This is a genomic window from Telluria mixta (assembly GCF_029223865.1).
Taxonomy (GTDB): Bacteria; Pseudomonadota; Gammaproteobacteria; order Burkholderiales; family Burkholderiaceae_D; genus Telluria; species Telluria mixta.
The window spans coordinates 3,712,313-3,729,099 of record NZ_CP119520.1 but is presented as its reverse complement, the minus strand read 5'-3'; the positions used below and the strand labels follow the sequence as shown (position 1 = coordinate 3,729,099).

Annotated in this window: 12 protein-coding genes; 4 read left to right on the top strand and 8 right to left on the bottom strand. The window is 64.1% G+C overall.

Annotated features, from left to right (window positions below):
* Positions 1–15: 15 nt before the first annotated feature.
* Positions 16–1,728 carry a RecQ family ATP-dependent DNA helicase gene (locus P0M04_RS16570; RefSeq protein WP_259452882.1) on the bottom strand — a complete coding sequence of 571 codons (1,713 nt, stop codon included), beginning with the start codon at positions 1,726–1,728 and terminating at the stop codon, positions 16–18.
* Between the two features lie 523 nt (positions 1,729–2,251).
* Between P0M04_RS16570 and P0M04_RS16565 the strand changes: the two genes are divergently transcribed.
* The 4 genes from P0M04_RS16565 (at position 2,252) to P0M04_RS16550 (ending at position 6,536) form a co-directional block, all read left to right on the top strand.
* Positions 2,252–2,698, top strand: a complete 447-nt coding sequence (locus tag P0M04_RS16565) for a response regulator (protein WP_259452881.1) — start codon at positions 2,252–2,254, stop codon at positions 2,696–2,698.
* Positions 2,699–3,079: 381 nt separating this feature from the next.
* Positions 3,080–4,306 (top strand): glycoside hydrolase family 30 protein, encoded by a 1,227-nt coding sequence (locus P0M04_RS16560; protein ID WP_259452880.1) that lies wholly within the window; start codon positions 3,080–3,082, stop codon positions 4,304–4,306.
* Positions 4,307–4,338: 32 nt separating this feature from the next.
* Entirely contained in the window at positions 4,339–5,883 is a 1,545-nt protein-coding gene (locus P0M04_RS16555; RefSeq protein ID WP_259452879.1) for a glycoside hydrolase family 30 protein, read from the top strand.
* A gap of 11 nt (positions 5,884–5,894) precedes the next feature.
* The gene (locus P0M04_RS16550; RefSeq protein WP_281042027.1) at positions 5,895–6,536 is read left to right on the top strand and encodes an NF038129 family PEP-CTERM protein; all 642 of its coding nucleotides are present in this window, start codon (positions 5,895–5,897) and stop codon (positions 6,534–6,536) included.
* 16 nt (positions 6,537–6,552) lie between these two features.
* Here the strand turns inward: P0M04_RS16550 and P0M04_RS16545 are convergent, their stop codons facing one another.
* The 7 genes from P0M04_RS16545 to P0M04_RS16515 form a co-directional block, all read right to left on the bottom strand.
* Complete coding sequence (locus P0M04_RS16545; RefSeq protein WP_281042231.1) at positions 6,553–7,899, bottom strand: IS4 family transposase; 1,347 nt, start codon at positions 7,897–7,899, stop codon at positions 6,553–6,555.
* A 127-nt stretch (positions 7,900–8,026) separates the two neighbouring features.
* Positions 8,027–9,604 (bottom strand): alkyl hydroperoxide reductase subunit F, encoded by a 1,578-nt coding sequence (gene ahpF, locus P0M04_RS16540; protein WP_259451484.1) that lies wholly within the window; start codon positions 9,602–9,604, stop codon positions 8,027–8,029.
* A gap of 231 nt (positions 9,605–9,835) precedes the next feature.
* Entirely contained in the window at positions 9,836–10,399 is a 564-nt protein-coding gene (gene ahpC / locus P0M04_RS16535; protein ID WP_056136676.1) for an alkyl hydroperoxide reductase subunit C, read from the bottom strand.
* A gap of 154 nt (positions 10,400–10,553) precedes the next feature.
* Complete coding sequence (locus P0M04_RS16530; RefSeq protein ID WP_259451485.1) at positions 10,554–11,771, bottom strand: hybrid sensor histidine kinase/response regulator; 1,218 nt, start codon at positions 11,769–11,771, stop codon at positions 10,554–10,556.
* A complete protein-coding gene (locus P0M04_RS16525; protein ID WP_259451486.1) occupies positions 11,768–12,400 on the bottom strand; it encodes a chemotaxis protein CheB in 633 nt (210 codons plus the stop codon). Before P0M04_RS16525 ends, P0M04_RS16530 begins: the two co-directional genes overlap by 4 nt.
* A complete protein-coding gene (locus P0M04_RS16520) occupies positions 12,397–13,224 on the bottom strand; it encodes a CheR family methyltransferase (RefSeq protein WP_259451713.1) in 828 nt (275 codons plus the stop codon). Before P0M04_RS16520 ends, P0M04_RS16525 begins: the two co-directional genes overlap by 4 nt.
* Before the next feature lie 8 nt (positions 13,225–13,232).
* Positions 13,233–16,727, bottom strand: a complete 3,495-nt coding sequence (locus P0M04_RS16515) for a response regulator (RefSeq protein ID WP_259451487.1) — start codon at positions 16,725–16,727, stop codon at positions 13,233–13,235.
* Positions 16,728–16,787 lie beyond the last annotated feature (60 nt).

Genomic DNA, 16,787 nt, shown 5'->3' with positions numbered 1-16,787 from the left:
TTGGCGTCCTCCTTGTTACGCTGGCGTCACGAAGTCGGCGAGGAACGCGCGCTGCTCGCCGTCCGGGAATTCGATGTGGACCTGGTCCCCGGCCATGGAGAGCACGACGCCTTCGCCATATTTCGGCACCGTCACGCGCGCGCCGGTGTCGAACGCGGGGCCGGCGGGCGCCTGGCCTTCCGGTTCGCGGTCGAATTCGTCGTCGCGGATTTCGATCTCCTCCGTCAGCACGGCGGCCGGCGGATTCAGGCAGTTGTCGCAGCGGCAGCACTTCTCGAAGCCTTCGACCTCGTCGCCGAAATAGTCGAGCAGCAGCTTCCAGCGGCAGAAACCGCTCACGGCATACGATACCATCTGTTCCAGCGCTTCCTTGTCGCGCTCCTGCTTCTGGCGATAGACCTCGGCCATCGCCGTGAACAGTTTATCGTCGGGCGTCGCGCTGCCGGGCAGGTACGCGAGCTTGCGGTTCTGGCGCAGCAGCTTCGCATCCTTCAGCAGTTTCAGGCACACCTTCAGGTGCGGCCCGGCCAGCTCGCCGGCCACATCGTCCACGCGGTCCGGCGTCGCCGTCTCGTTCCCGGCCAGCGCGTGCACGGCCTCGTACACGGCGCGGATCTCGTCCGCCGTCGGGTAGTGCTTCACGAGGAAGAACTGCTGCACGCGCTTGTCGTCCTGCAGGAACAGCAGGGTGCAGCTGGCATCCTGGCCGTCGCGGCCCGCGCGGCCGGATTCCTGGTAGTAGGCTTCCAGGTTCGCGGGGATCTGCAAGTGGATGACGAAGCGCGTGTCCGGCTTGTCGATGCCCATGCCGAACGCGTTGGTCGCCACCATCACGCGCCGTTCGTCGTTCATGAACAGTTCCTGGTTCGCCTTGCGCTCGGCGGCGGGCAGCTTGCCGTGGTAGAGCGTGACGGATTCGCCGGCGTCCAGCAGCACCTGGTGCATCTCCTCGGCCATCTTGACGGTGGCGGCGTAGACGATGCCCGTTCCTTGGGTTTCACGCACGAGGCGCAGTGCCTCCTGCAGTTTCTCGTCCGGGTTCGTCACCTGCACGACGGCATATTGAAGGTTCGGCCGGTAGATGCCGGTGTTGATGACGTTCATCTTTGGACGGTTCAACTGGCGGCCGATGTCCTCGACGACGTCTTCCGTCGCGGTCGCCGTCAGCGCCAGCACGGGCGGGCGGCCCAGTGCCTCGATCGCACCGCCCATCTCGAGATAGGCCGGGCGGAAATCGTGCCCCCACTGCGAGATGCAGTGGGCTTCGTCAACGACCACGAGGGCGATCCTGACGGCCTTCAGTACGTCGACGAACTCGGGCATCGTGAGGCGCTCCGGCGTGCAGAACACGATCTCGCAGCGACCCTCCTCGATCGCCGCCAGCGCCGTCCTCTCCTCTTCCGCCGACAGACTGCTGTTGACCTGCTCCGCGCGGATGCCCAGTTCCCCGAGCTTTTCCAGCTGGTCTTTCATCAGCGAGATGAGCGGCGAGACGACGACCGTCATGCCGTCGAGGATACGGGCCGGGATCTGGTAGCACAGCGATTTACCGCTGCCGGTCGGCATGATCGCCAGCGTGTCCCTGCCATCGAGGACGCTGTCGATCACGCGTTGCTGGCCGTCGCGCAGGTGTTCGATGCCGAACACCGAATGCAGCAGGCGGCGGATGGTGTTGCGGCGTACCGCGAGCACACCCTTGTGGAGGAGTCTGGGATCGTGTGTGGTCATGATGCAGCCAATGTAAGCCTGAGCACGGCGACACACCATAGGACGCAACCTACAGCAACCGTAGGAGGCTATGCACGAGCGCCCACTAGCGGTCATACAAGGCGACGAGCTTTATTCCTACAGAGTGACGGATTGCCAGCCGATAGTTTCTCTCAAGCACACGTTCTAAGATGACATCAACACGACAGCAATCCGTATGCCGGAGGTTCATCATGATCCGCTTCTTACCCGCTCCCTTTACCGCAGCCTGGCTAGCGCTCACTGGCATGGCAACGTGGCTCCTGTGCGAGACCGATGCGCTGGGCGGCTTTGCGCCGATGTTCCTCCACTGACGATGCAGCGCATCCAATCGCAGTCGACCTCGTTGCAGACTCTCCGGTCCCGCGTGTGCGCCGCACGCGTGGATGCGTTCGCCCGCTGGCGCGCCCATCGCTAGGCCGAACAAGCCGTTCGCATCATTTGTTACAAATTGACAGTTGAACAATACGAGGAGGCCGCCATACCCAAGGCAGGAGGACTCATCATGAAGTACGCCCTGATATACGACGATGACGCGGCCGCACGCCGCCACAGTGCCACCCTGCTCAAATCGCTCGGCTACCTGGTTGCCGAGACGACGACGACGCAGGCGACGCTGAACGCCACCAAGGCGCTGCACTTCGACGTGATCCTCACCTCCAGCGCGCACGCCGCCGGCGACCGGCGCTCGCTGCCCGGCGAGCTCTCCCGCCTGGCCTCCGGCACGCCGACAGTCCTGCTGCTCGACGAGGACGAGCCCTTCCCGCCGCTGTACCACGCGTTCAGCGCCACTGTCACGAAACCGGTTACCGTGCGCGCCCTGCGCCATGCGCTGGAGTTCGGGCTGGACGGCACGGGCGCCCATCCTGTCCCTTCTTCCATCCGGTTCGAGCGGCGCGACGGCCAGCGGCGCCGGCACGCCCGCGACAGAGCCTCCACCCGGTTAGCATAAATACAATTTGTGAATTATTGCTAACAATCTTTGGTTTGATCGCGCATCCCCCGAGGCATAAGATAGTTGCAACAAAAATGTTATCGCAAACATAAATTTGTGAAATAACAGTAAATAACAATAAACGGAGGAGATATGCCACACACCCCGATCACGCGTCGCCCGCCGCGTTCCCTTCCTCGCCTCATCCCGCTCTTGTTCCGGCGCTGATCGCGCGCTACGACAGTCCGCTTTTTCACAGCGACCTCGTGCCCTCATCGGGCACTGGCGTCGCTCGTCCTGCCCGCCGGCGATCCCGGCACGGGTCCGCAGCAAAAGCAGCACACGCAGTGAACTCCCGGGCCGCCCCCGCCCGGCAATCAACCGATCACGGAGACGTTCATGCCTCATGCTTTTTCGCGCACCACCCGCCGCGTCGCGGCGGCGATTCTCCTGTTGTCCGCCTTTGCCGCCAGCGCATCCGCGCAGACGGTCGCCATCAACCCGGCCACGACGTACCAGACCGTGCGCGGCTTCGGCGGCTTCAGCGGTGCCGGCTGGGCGGCGGAGCTGACCGCTGCCCAGGTCGACGCCGCGTTCGGCACCGGCACGGGCCAGATCGGCCTGTCCATCATGCGCCTGCGCATCGATCCGGATCCCAGCAAGTGGTCCACGCAACTGACGTCCGCGCAACTCGCCAAGGCGAAAGGCGCCATCCTGTTCGGGACGCCGTGGACGCCGCCGGCGGACATGAAGACAAATAACAGCCTCGTCCAGGGAAGCCTGTTGCCCAGCCGCTATGGCGACTACGCCACGCACTTGCTGAACTTCGCGAGCACGATGCAGGCCGGCGGCGCCGCGCTATACGCCATCTCGATCCAGAACGAACCGGACTTCGCCCCGGACTACGAAAGCTGCCTGTGGACCTCGCAGCAATTCATCGATTTCCTGTCCTCCCAGGGGTCGCGCTTCGGCACCTACAAGGTGATCGCGGGCGAGTCCGCCACGTTCTATAAACCGCTCACCGATCCAATTCTCAACAGCGCGACGGCCGCGCCGCAGTTCGACATCCTCGCCGGCCACCTGTACGGCGTGAACCCGAGCGACTATCCCCTCGCCCGTTCCAAGGGCAAGGAGGTGTGGATGACGGAGCACTTCACCGACAGCACGTCCGACGCAAACGACTGGACGAAGGCGATGCCGGTCGCGCTGGAACTGCACAACAGCATGGTGGCCAACTACAGCGCCTATGTCTGGTGGTACATCCGACGCCCGTACGGCCTGCTGACGGAGGACGGCAACGTCAGCAAGCGCGGCTACATCATGGCCCAGTTCGCGAAATACGTCCGCCCCGGCGCCGTGCGCGTCGCGGCGACGGAAAAGCCGTATGCCGACGTCTTCGTCACGGCCTACAAGAACACCGCCGGCAAGCTGGTCGTGGTGGCCATCAACAACGGCACGTCGCAGCGCCAGCTGCAGCTGCAGGTCGGCAGTGCCGCCCCCGGCTTCACGAAATACCGCACCACGTCGACGGACAACACCGGGTATGCGGGGCAGTACACGGTCACGGCCGGCGTCGCGACCGCGTGGATCGATCCCGGCAGCGTCAACACTTTTGTAAGTCAGTAAGTCAATAAAACCAACCCAGGAGGAGATGAGTCATGTTGAAACAACGTTTATTACGATGGAGCCTGCCGCTGCTCGCGATGTCCGCGCTCCCCGCGGCCGTCGCGCAGACGGTCGCCATCGATCCCGCGACGACCTACCAGGTCATCCGCGGGTTCGGCGGGCATAACGGCGCGGGCTGGATCGCCGACCTGACGCCGGCCCAGGTCGACACCGCGTTCGGCACGGGCCCGGGCCAGATCGGCCTGACGGTCATGCGGATGCGCATCGACCCGTCCAGCAGCGCGTGGGCCACGCAGGTGCCGACGGCGAAGCTGGCGAAGGCGAAGGGCGTCACCCTGTTCGCCACGCCGTGGACGCCGCCGCCGTACATGAAGACGTCGAACGCCATCGCGCACGGCAGCCTGATCCCGAGCTACTACCCGGACTACGCGACGCACCTGCTGGGCTTCGCCGACTACATGCGCACGAACGGCGCCCAGCTGTACGGCATCTCCGTGCAGAACGAGCCGGACTGGGATCCGGACTACGAGGGCTGCCAGTGGACCTCCGCCCAGTTCATCGACTTCATCAAGTCGCAGGGGCCGCGCTTTGCCGGCCTCAAGCTGATGGCGCCGGAATCGCTGGGCATGCGCAAGGTGCTGTCCGATCCGATCCTGAACGACGCGGGCGCGGCGGCCCAGCTGTCCATCGTGGCGGGCCATTTGTACGGCACGACGCCCAGCGACTACCCGCTCGCGCGCGCCAAGGGCAAAGAGGTGTGGATGACGGAGCACTACACCGACAGCACGTCGGACGCCAACGACTGGGCCAAGGCGATGCCGGTGGCGATCGAGGTCCACCGCAGCATGGCCGCGAACTACAGCGCCTACGTGTGGTGGTACATCCGCCGCTTCTACGGGCTGATCACGGAGGACGGCAACGTCAGCAAGCGCGGGTGGATCATGTCGCAGTACGCGAAATTCGTGCGGCCCGGCTACGTGCGCATCGGCGCCACGCAGAACCCCTACCCCGACGTGTACGTGACCGCGTACAAGGGCGGCGACGGCAAGGTCGTCGTCGTCGCGGTCAACAACGGCACGGCGCAGCGCCGCGTCAACCTGGCGTTCGGCAGCGGCGCGCCCGGCACCCTGAAACGCTACGTCACGTCGGCCGCGACGAACGAAAGCTATGCGGGCGACTACCCGGTCATCGCGGGCGGCGCCAGCGCCGACCTCGAACCGTCCAGCGTGAGCACCTTCGTCAGCCAGCCGGCCGTCGCCGACCTCACGGCCAGCGTCAAGGTCGTGCAGAGCGGCCTGACGGCGAACCGTTTCACGAGCCAGTTCAGCGGCACGGTGTCCTTTACCAATACCACGGGCGCGACGATCGCCGCGTCGACCCTGCGCCTCGTGGTGGAGGGCCTCACGGCGGGTGTCACGCTCGACAACAGGCAGGGTGACGTGAACGGCGTGCCGTACATCACGCTGCCCGTGAACCAGATCGCCCCGGGCGCCACCGTCACCGTGACGACGACGTTCGGCAACCCATCGAAGGGCGCCATCGCCTACACCCCGAAACTCCAAGGCATCACGTTCTGAAAGACTCCGCCATGATCAAGCACCTGACATCCTTCTTCACACGCGCCCTGCTGGCACTGGCGCTCGCCGGCGGCGCGAACACCGCGTTCGCCGGGCCGATGTATCACTTCACCGTCGACACGTCGGGCCTGACGGGCACCGGCTACCTCGACCTGACGTTCGCGGCTCTGGCAGGCGCGACGCCGGCGACGGCCACGCTGACGCATTTCACCGGCGCGTTCGGTGGCACCGCGCTGCCGGCGGGCGACGTCGGCGGCGACATCGGCACCAAAGTCACGTTCGGCAACGGCCCCACGTTCAACGAACTGCTGCAGGCCGTGACGTTCGGCGGCCTGCTCAGCTTCGACGCCGCCTTCGACATCGCGCCCGGCGGCGCGATCGGCACCGGCTTCGGGATTGCGCTGGTGAACGCGGCGCTCGACAACTACGTCCCGGGCACGAGCGGCAACGTCGCATCGATCGACCTGATGCCGGGCGCACCCGCCACGGTCTGGGCCGACGCCGCATTCGTGACCGCCACCCCGGTGCCGGAACCGGCCGGCCTGCCCGTGTTCGCGACGGGCTGCGTGCTGGCGGCACTGGCCCTGCGCTACCGTAAAGCAACACCGGGGTCAGAGCCCGATTTTGGGAAATTTCCAATAACCGGGCTCTGACCCTAATGCCAGTCAGTTAAGCGGGGCTGGCATGTTTTGTTGGGTACTTGGATTTCCTGGATTTTATTGTTCTCGGATATGAGCGTGTTCGTCGCTCTGGTAGAAGGTAGGCACGTGCTTGTTCACGTAGCGATGCCAATCGCTTGGGGAAGGTGCCGGGTGTTTCGAGCGGCCAGTGGTACAGCGCGGTAACGATGGCCAGGGCCAGCCATTGGAAGCTGAGGCGCTGCGGTGGCACGTTCAGTTCAGTGGCCATCTGGGCAATTTCATGGCGCAGCAGGTTGTAGGCGATCAACATTCCCCATACTTCCTGGCGCACGAGTTCCGGCAGCCTGCTGCGCAGGACAGGCGCTTTTTTCAGCATGCCTTGCTTCATTTCCCTGAAACCGAGTTCGATCTCCCATCGCTGCACGTAGTGTGCGGCGACGTCACGCGCGGGGAAACGATGCGCATCGCACAGCGAGGTGAGAAATCGTCGAGGCTGTCCGCCCACCGTGCATTCGATCAGTCTAGCCTGCCAGTGCGAGGGAAGATCCGGATGCTGCCGACGCGCCTGAGGTGAGACGGGAAGCCGTACCAGACAGTCACCGGGAGCCACCTGGCAGACTACCTCATAACACAGCGAGGTTTTGGTGCGTATCAGCCAATGCTTTTGCAGGCCCGACCGTTGCCAGTCCAGTAGAAACGCGGCCGAGAAATAGGCTCGATCAAAAATCGTGAGCGAGTTATCAGGCGCAGCCTGTATCAGTGTCTTTGCATAGCTCAGCTCACCTGTCTGGCACTCTCCGAAGTCGACGGCGCGCAGCAGGTGACTGTGGGTATCCATCAGGCAGACGGCACGCAATTGCGGCCAAGCGCCATCACGTCCGTCACCTCCCCGGGGCCGGCCAAACTCCCTTTCGTTTTCTGGCGTGCTCGGCACCGACCAGACCACGCCATCAACAGCATAACTGCGCAGGCCATGAAACAGCGCACTCTCCGCTGGGGCACGCTCACCCCAGCAGCTTGCCGTCCGCTTGAACAGCCATTCCAATGGGGCTTCGCCTAAACGCTCACGCCCCGCCACTGAAGCACTGGGGACAGGTGTGCTGGCTGCCGGGCCATCGGCAAGATCGAGCTGTTTGACGATATGCCAGATCGGCTCGTTTCGAAACAATGCCAGTCCAATTACCAGCCAGACCATCCGATCGGCCGGTAACCGACGACGACGCACCGACACAGTGCCAGTCTGTTGCAAAGCCTCATCGATCCACGCCGGATCGATAAGGCTGGCGAAACGGTCAAATTCCTGCGGCGTCAGCGAGGCCGAGTAATCCAGGTCAAGTTGCAGAGCCATGATAGAAAACGGATTTACGTTGAACATAAATCCGTTCTAGCCCTTGGATCGCGTCGGTCAAGTCCTTAAGTGACCGGCATTAGCTCTGACCCCGGTTTTTGGAAACAAAAAAGCCCGGACGGTCTCTCGTCCGGGCTTTTACGACCAGCTTGCCTTAAGCGGCTTCGACGGCCACCGGCATGCGGATCAGGTAGTCGAACGCGGACAGTGCCGCCTTCGCCCCGTCGCCGGCCGCGATGACGATCTGCTTGAACGGCGTCGTCGTCGCATCGCCCGCGGCGAACACGCCCGGGATGTTGGTGCGGCCGTGGTCGTCCACGACGATCTCGCCGAAGCGCGACAGTTCCAGCGTGCCCTTCAGGAACTCGGTGTTCGGCACGAGGCCGATCTGGACGAACACACCGGCCAGTTGCACCAGGTGTTCCTCGCCGCTCAGGCGGTCCTTGAACTTGATGCCGTTGACCTTGCTGCCGTCGCCGGTGATCTCGGTCGTCTGTGCGTTCGTGTGGATCGTCACGTTCGACAGGCTCTCGGCCTTGTTCACGAGCACGGCGTCCGCCTTCAGCTGCGGGGCGAATTCCAGCAGGGTCACGTGCTCGACGATACCGGCCAGGTCGATCGCCGCTTCCACGCCCGAGTTACCGCCGCCGATGACCGCCACGCGCTTGCCCTTGTACAGCGGGCCGTCGCAGTGCGGGCAGTAGTTCACGCCGGCGTTCTTGTACTCCTGCTCGCCCGGCACGTTCACGTTCCTCCAGCGCGCACCCGTCGACAGGATCACGGTGCTCGACTTCAGCGAGCCGCCGTTCGCGAACTGCACTTCGACCAGTTCGCCCGGCGCCGACGGCGGAATGATTTTCGCCGCCGTCTGCTGCGTCATGATGTCGACGCCGTAGTGGCGCACTTGCGCTTCCAGCGCGGCCGCGAATTTCGGGCCGTCCGTTTCCAGCACGGAGATGTAGTTCTCAATCGACATCGTGTCGTTCACCTGGCCGCCGAAGCGTTCCGTCGCGACGCCGGTACGGATGCCTTTGCGGGCCGCATACACGGCCGCTGCCGCACCCGACGGGCCGCCGCCGACGATCAGCACGTCGTACGGGTCCTTCGCGTTCAGCTTCGCAGCGTCACGGGCGCCGGCGCCCTTGTCCAGCTTGGCGACGATCTCTTCGATCAGCATGCGGCCCGAGCCGAACAGTTCGCCGTTCAGGAACACCATCGGCACGGCCATCACCTTGCGCGACTCGACTTCGGCCTGGAACGCGCCGCCTTCGATCACGGTCGTCTTCACACGCGGGTTCATGATCGCCATCAGCGACAGGGCCTGCACGACGTCCGGGCAGTTATGGCAGGTCAGCGACATGTACATCTCGAATTCGTAGTGGGAGTCAAGCGCCTTGATCGCATCGATCGTCTCGGCCTCGACTTTCGGCGGATGGCCGCCCGTCCACAGCAGCGCCAGCACGAGCGACGTGAATTCGTGGCCCAGCGGCAGGCCGGCGAAGCGCAGGTTCATGTCGGTGCCGACACGCTTCAGGGTGAACGACGGCTTGCGGGCGTCGTTGCCATCGGTGCGCAGCGTGATCTTGTCGGCGCGCAGGTCCTGGATCGTCTGCAGCAGGTCGAGCATCTGTTTCGACGTGTCGCTGTCGTCGAGCGAGGCGACGATCTCGAAAGGTTGCTGGACGCGTTGCAGGTAGCCGGCGAGTTGGTTTTTGAGTTCTTGTTCGAGCATGATCGTATCCTTTCGTTTCGTTCAGTCGTGTTCAGGCCGATGCGGTCCACATGAGGACGCATCCGTCAAATCTAAATAGTGAATCTGGAAGGCAGATCGACTAGCGAGATCGCCTGTTGTGCTTGTGCGGGCCCATTCCGGGTGGGCTCGTGGGGAGGGGGTGGGCACCGGCCGCCCCTCGCGGCCGGTGCCTGGTACTACGGTGCTACTGGTGCTTCTAAAACAGATCTATTAGATCTTGCCGACCAGGTCCAGCGACGGCTTCAGCGTTTCGGCGCCTTCGGTCCACTTGGCCGGGCAGACTTCGCCCGGGTGCGATGCGACGTACTGGGCTGCCTTCACTTTGCGCATCAGTTCCGACGCGTCGCGGCCGATGCCGTTGTCGTGCACTTCCATGACCTTGATCTGGCCTTCCGGATTGATCACGAACGTGCCGCGCAGGGCCAGGCCTTCTTCTTCGATCATGACTTCGAAGTTACGCGACAGCAGGCCGGTCGGGTCGCCGATCAGCGGGTAGTTGACCTTCTTGATCGCGTCCGACGTGTCGTGCCATGCCTTGTGGGCGAAGTGGGTGTCGGTCGACACGCCGTAGACTTTGACGCCCATCTTTTCGAATTCCGGCTGGAAAGCAGCCAGGTCTTCCAGTTCGGTCGGGCAGACGAAGGTGAAGTCCGCCGGGTAGAACATCAGGACCGACCACGTGCCTTTGAAATCGGCTTCGGTCAGGTCGATGAACTTGCCTGCGTGGTAAGCGGTTGCTTTGAACGGCTTGATTTCGGTGTTGATGATGGACATTCAGTACTCCTCTTTCGGGGTTAAAAAAAGCTTAGGTGTGAACTATACCCTGTCACACCCTTCATGTGAAATTGATTGAACAGATTCTATCAATTGATTTTAGCTATCACATCGGGATAGCCTGTGCCTATCGGGAACATTGGCGGCGCGAGGATCAGGCCGGCGTTGCCGCCGGCTGCAACGCAGTCTCCATGCACGGCAGGGTGAGGCTGAACGTCGCCCCCTGCCCCGGCGTGCTCTCGACCGTCAGCTGGCCGCCGTGCGACACGGCGAGCTGGCGCGAGATGTACAGGCCCAGGCCGAGGCCCTTCGGCTCGCCGCTCTTCGCGCCCCGCTCGTACGGTTCGAAGATGCGGTCGATGAAGTCGGGCGCAATGCCCTTGCCGTGGTCGCGCACGGCAATGCGGACGTTGCAGCCTTCATCATGCACGCTGACCTCGACCGCGCCGCCGCCGCCATAGCGCATGGCATTGGTCAGCAGGTTGACGACGACCTGCTCGATGCGGAATTCGTCCCAGAAGCCTTCGACCGCGTGATGCGGCGCCAGCACGACGTTGGCGCCGGCTGCGGCGGCCTGCAGCGACAAATCGTTCACGACGCGCTCCAGCAAGGCCATCAGCTCGACCTTCGCCGGGCGGATCGACAAGGTGCCGCTCTTCATGCGCGAGACGTCCAGCATGTCGTCGATCAGGCGGATCATCGCCTTGATCTGGCGCTCGTCGCGCTTGATCATGTTGTTCATCTGGTCCGGATTGAACGCCGGCAAATTGCCCCGCTTCAATTGCAGGCTGCGCATCTGGGTTTCCAGGAACAACGTGTTGAGTGGCGTGCGCAACTCGTGCGCGACGAGCGACATGAATTCGTCGCGCATGCGCAGCGAGCGCTGCAGTTCGGCCTGCGTCTCGTTCAGTTCGCGCAGCAGCACTTCCTGCTCGCGCCGCGCCGCTTCCAGCGCCTCCATCTGGCGCTGCATCTCGCGCCGCTGCTGGTCCAGGGTGACGAACACGTGCACCTTGCTGCGCACGGCGTCCGGGTCCAGCGGTTTGTAGAGGAAATCGACCGCGCCCGTCTCGTAGCCTTTGAAGGCATAGTTCAGCTCGCGGCCGGCGGCGGACACGAACACGATCGGGATATTGCGGGTGCGCGACGTGGAGCGCATCAGCTCGGCGAGTTCGAAGCCGTCCATGCCGGGCATCTGCACGTCGAGGATGGCGAGCGCGAAATCGTGTTCGAGCATCAGGGACAGGGCTTCCTCGCCCGACTGGGCCTGGAACACGAGGCGCTGTTCGTCGCGGATCAGCGCGTCGAGCGCGCGCAGGTTTTCCGGCAGGTCGTCGACGATCAGCAGTTTGCTAGGGTCATGTGCGCTCATGGTTCATTCATCTCCAACATGGGCAACAGGGCGTGGATGCGCGCCAGAGGCAGGATCAGGTTCGGTTTGCAGCGGTTGATGGCGCTCACGGGCATGGTGGGCACCTGGGCGTCGGCGGGATCCTGCACGACGGTGAAGCCGCCGCGCGCGCGGATGCGGGCCATGCCGTCCGCGCCGTCGTGGTTCGCCCCCGTGAGCAGGATGCCGGCCAGGCCGGGGCCGTAGGCATCGGCGCTGGATTCCATCAGCACGTCGATCGCGGGCCGCGCGAAATGCACGGGCGGCTCGCAGCTGATCGAAAACGTGCGGTCCCGCTCGACGGACAAATGGTAGCCCGGGCCGGCGAAGTAGACGGTGCCGGGGCGAATCTCTTCCTTGTCGGCCGCTTCCTTCACGGGCACGGGGAGGCGCTCGTCGAACAATTCGGCCAGGCGGCTTTCGCGGTCGCCCGGCATGTGCAGGATGCAAAACACGGGCAAGGTATAGTCGGCCGGAATCGCGGGCAGCAGCCCGACGAGCGCATCCACGCCGCCGGCCGAGCCGCCGATCACAACGGCCTCGAAACGCCGCCCCCGCAGCGCGGCGCGCACGGCGCCCTCATGCGGACCGGGGTCGACGGCGGGACTCATGACGCCACCTTGCGGAACACCCGCTCCCGCTTCGCGAGCGGTTCGAATTGCTGGGCATACGTGGAAAAGTCGATGCTTTCCTTGCTGCCGAGGCCGAGGAAGCCGCGGTGGCACAGCGAGTCGTGGAACAGGCCCAGCACCCGGTTCTGCAGGCGCCGGTTAAAGTAGATCATCACATTGCGGCAGCTGATGAAATGCGTCTCGGCGAATACGCTGTCCGTGGCCAGGCTGTGGTCCGCGAACGTGACGTTCTCGACGAGCGCGCGGTCGAACAGCGCCCCACCGTACGCGGCCGTGTAGTAATCGGAAAACGCGCGCGTGCCGCCCGCCTTCTGGTAATTCTCCGTGTACACGCGCATCTTATCCAGCGGCATCACGCCGCGCCGTGCCGCTTCCAGAGACTCCGGATTAATGTCGGTCGCGTACATCTGCGTGCGCTCCAGCAGGCCCTCTTCGTGCAGCAGGATCGCGAGCGAAACCACTTCCTCGCCCGTGCTGCAGCCGGCCACCCACACGTTCAGCGACGGGTACGTCTTCAGGAACGGCACGATGAGCCGGCGTACAGCCAGATAATAATCCGGGTCGCGGAACATTTCCGTCACAGGAATGGTCAAAAACTGCAACAGCTGCGCGAACGCGGCAGGGTCGTGCATGACGCGCGCCTGCAAAGCCGAGATCGTTTCGCATTCCATCGCGCGCAACGCGGCGAGCACGCGGCGCTTTTGCGAGGCGCCTGTGTAGTCGCGGAAATCGTAGTTGTACTTGAGGTAGACAGCCTCGATCAGCATCCGCAACTCGATGTCGTCGCTCGGCAGGCTGTGCATTGTCTTTTTCAAATGCGCTCCAGCGTCGGCATCCACACGCGCAGCAGCGAGTACAGCCGGGTCAGGTCGATCGGCTTGGCGAGATAGTCGTTGGCGCCGGCGGCCAGGCATTGTTCCTGGTCGTCCTTCATCGCCTTCGCCGTGATCGCGATGATGGGCAGGCGCGCGAAGCGCTTGTCCTGGCGGATGCGACGCGTCGCTTCCAGTCCGTCCATGCCCGGCATCATCACGTCCATCAGGACCAGGTCGATCGCTTCATTCTCATCGAGCTTGGCAATGGCTTCATAACCGTTGCGGCCCACCTCTACCCTGGCGCCACGTTGTTCCAGGGCACTGGTCAGCGCGAACACATTGCGCACGTCATCGTCCACGAGCAGGATCGTGCGGCCTTCGAACACGCGGTCGCGCCCGCGCACCGTCTTGAGCATCGACTGGCGTTCCGACGACAGTTCCGATTCCACCTTGTGCAGGAAGAGCGTCACCTCGTCCAGCAGGCGCTCCGGCGAGCGCGCACCCTTGATGATAATCGAGCGCGAATATTTCAGCAGTTCCGCTTCCTCGTCGCGCGTCAGGTTGCGTCCCGTGTACACGATGACGGGCGGGAACGAGCACAGTTCTTCCAGAGACATACGCTTGAGCAACTCATTACCCTGCATGTCGGGCAGCTTCAAGTCGATGATCATGCAGTCGAAAATCTCCGTGCGCAACAGGTCCAGCGCTTCCGTGCCGGAACCGACGGCCGCGATCTCGACGTCGGTATCGGAAATCAATTGCACGACGCTGTCGCGCTGGCGCTCGTCGTCTTCCACGAGCAGTACGCGCTTGATCTGTTGCGACGACTTGTCCTTCAGTTTGCGGAACACCTCTTCCAGCTGTTCGCGCGACGTCGGTTTCAAGGCGTAGCCGATCGCGCCCAGGTGCAGCGCCTCGCCGCCGTTGTCCTGGCTCGAGACGACGTGGACGGGAATGTGGCGCGTCGCCGGATTGTCCTTCAGCTGTTGCAGCACGGACAACCCGGAACCGTCCGGCAGGCGGATGTCGAGCAGGATCGCGTCGGGGCTCTCGTTTGTCGCCAGTTCCAGCCCTTCCTGCGCCGTCAGCGCGACGAGGCAGCGGAATTCCATGTCGTGCGCAAGGCCGTACAGGATGCGCGCGAATTCCGGCTCGTCCTCGACCACGAGCACCGTGCGTACGCCGGCCGCGGGTTGCGTCCGATCGTCGGCGAACGCCGGCAGCGTGCCCTCTTGCGGCTGCGCCACCGGCTCGCGCTCCGGCTCAGGATTCGGCGCGGTGACGGGTGCCGATGCGCGCACGGGCGGCTGCGCCGGCGGCAGCACGGGCGGCGTCGCGGCGACGGTGCCGTTGCGCGGCAGGCTCAGGACGAACGTGCTGCCCTCGCCCGGCGCACTCGTCAAGGTCAGGGTGCCGCCCAGCAGTGCGGTCAGGTCGCGCGAGATGGACAGGCCCAGTCCCGTGCCGCCATACTTGCGCGCGGTGGAGCCGTCGGCCTGGTGGAACGCGTCGAAGATTTTATCCTGCTGCTCGGGCGCGATGCCGATGCCGGAATCCTGCACGGCGAACTGGATCCAGCCATCCGTGTTGGCGCTCACGGTGAGATGCACCTTGCCCTTATCCGTGAACTTGACGGCGTTCGACAGCAGATTCTTGAGGATCTGTTCCAGGCGCTGGCGGTCCGTGTGGATGCTGATCGGCACGTTCGGCTCGACCGTCAGGCTGAAGTCCAGGTGCTTCTGGCGCGCCAGCGGTTCGAACACGCGGGCCAGGCCCTCGATGACGCGGCGCAGGGGCAAGTCTTCCGGCACGAGTTCCAGCTTGCCGGCCTCGACCTTGGAAATGTCGAGGATGTCGTTGATCAGATTGAGCAGGTCATTACCGGCCGAATAGATCGTCTGGGCAAAGCGCACCTGCTCCTCGTTCAAGTTGCCGCCTGCATTGTCGGCCAGCAGCTTGGCAAGGATCAGCGACGAGTTCAATGGCGTGCGCAGTTCGTGCGACATGTTCGCAAGGAACTCGGACTTGTAGCGGCTCGCGCGCTCCAGTTCCAGCGCCCGCTCGCGCAACTGCTCCTGGGCTTGTACGAGCGCGCTGTTCTTGGTGTCGAGGTGGGCGGCCTGCTCGGCCAGCTGTTCGTTCGTCTGCTCCAGCTCGGCCTGCTGGTTTTCCAGCGCCGACTGCGATTCCTCCAGCGCGCGCGACTGTTCTTCCAGTTCCTCGTTGGCCGTGCGCAGCTCTTCCTGCTGCACCTGCAATTCCTCGTTCAGGGCCTGCTGCTCTTCCAGCGCGGCCTGCAGGCGCTGGCGGTGCAGCACGTTGGCAACGGCCGCGCCGACCGACGCGGCAATGGTTTCCATGAACTGGACGTCGCGCTCGCGCACGCCGTGCAGGAAGCCGATCTCGATGACGCCCTTGATCTTGCCGAAGTTCGACACGGGCGCGATCAGGAGTTCGCGCGGCGCCGTCTCGCCCAGCGCCGAGCCGACCTTGATGTAGTCCGGCGGCAGGTCGCGCAGGGTGACGATGCGGTTCTGTTCGGCGGCCTGCGCGGCCAGCGACTCGTTCGGCTGCATGATGCGGGCGCGGTCCGTGTCCGCATGCGCGAACCCGTAGGTGCCGATGCGGGTCAGCGTACCGTCCTCGGCGCGCACGTACATCGCGGCCACGACGCCGTTCAGGTAGTGCGCCACGTAATTCAGCACGGCATCGGCCAGCGGTTCCAGGCTGATGATGCCTGTCGTCTTCGCGATCATTTCCGCCTGGCCCGAGCGCAGCCACGCCTGTTGCATCAACTGCGTATTGTGGTCTTCCTCGTGCTGCAGGATGTCGCCGTACGACTTGGACAGCGCTTGCAGGTCGCGCCGGCCGAACACGGCCAGCAGGCCGGCGACGATCAGGCTGAACGCGAGGAAGGCGGCGACGGACCACGCGATGACGGAGCGCGACGTGGCATTCCGTTCCTGCAGGATCCGCTGCTCTTCCTGGATGAAATCGAGAAACTCGCGCCGGACCTGGTCGGTCAGGATCTTGCCGCGGCCGGTCTTGATGGTCTGGACGATCTCGACGAAGTCGGCCTTCCTGCCGCGCAGCGCGATCATCTCTTCGGCGAACGCCTGCCACTGGGCCTGCGCCGCGCGCACCCGCTCGATGCGGTCGAGCTGCGCCCGGTTGTCATCGACGAGCCGCTCGAGATTCTTCAACTCGGCATCCATGCGCGGCTTGGCCGCCAGGTAAGGCGCCAGGAAGTCGTCGTCGCCGGACAGCACGTAGCCGCGCATGCCGGCCTCCATGTCGGACGACAGACGGCTGACCTCGTTGGCGCGGCCGATCACGTGCTCGGAATGCTCGACCCAGCTCAGGACGTTGATGAGGTAGGCGATGATACCGACGAAGACGAGCGCGCTGAGCACGCCCATGCCCAGCGGCATGGCGACGTTGCGCGACAGGATGCGTCGGAATTGGTCACTATCGATACTCGAACCGGCCATGCTGTGTGGTTACTCTTGTGAAAAAAATATCCCAAGTGTAACGCAAGCAAAGGAACAGAG

Coding starts and splice junctions, on each gene's coding strand:
- ahpC (WP_056136676.1), bottom strand. CDS start 10,399: ATGTCCATCATCAACACCGAAATCAAGCCGTTCAAAGCAACCGCTTAC.
- P0M04_RS16570 (WP_259452882.1), bottom strand. CDS start 1,728: ATGACCACACACGATCCCAGACTCCTCCACAAGGGTGTGCTCGCGGTA.
- P0M04_RS16520 (WP_259451713.1), bottom strand. CDS start 13,224: ATGCACAGCCTGCCGAGCGACGACATCGAGTTGCGGATGCTGATCGAG.
- P0M04_RS16565 (WP_259452881.1), top strand. CDS start 2,252: ATGAAGTACGCCCTGATATACGACGATGACGCGGCCGCACGCCGCCAC.
- P0M04_RS16545 (WP_281042231.1), bottom strand. CDS start 7,899: ATGTTCAACGTAAATCCGTTTTCTATCATGGCTCTGCAACTTGACCTG.
- P0M04_RS16555 (WP_259452879.1), top strand. CDS start 4,339: ATGTTGAAACAACGTTTATTACGATGGAGCCTGCCGCTGCTCGCGATG.
- P0M04_RS16525 (WP_259451486.1), bottom strand. CDS start 12,400: ATGAGTCCCGCCGTCGACCCCGGTCCGCATGAGGGCGCCGTGCGCGCC.
- P0M04_RS16550 (WP_281042027.1), top strand. CDS start 5,895: ATGATCAAGCACCTGACATCCTTCTTCACACGCGCCCTGCTGGCACTG.
- P0M04_RS16530 (WP_259451485.1), bottom strand. CDS start 11,771: ATGAGCGCACATGACCCTAGCAAACTGCTGATCGTCGACGACCTGCCG.
- ahpF (WP_259451484.1), bottom strand. CDS start 9,604: ATGCTCGAACAAGAACTCAAAAACCAACTCGCCGGCTACCTGCAACGC.
- P0M04_RS16560 (WP_259452880.1), top strand. CDS start 3,080: ATGCCTCATGCTTTTTCGCGCACCACCCGCCGCGTCGCGGCGGCGATT.
- P0M04_RS16515 (WP_259451487.1), bottom strand. CDS start 16,727: ATGGCCGGTTCGAGTATCGATAGTGACCAATTCCGACGCATCCTGTCG.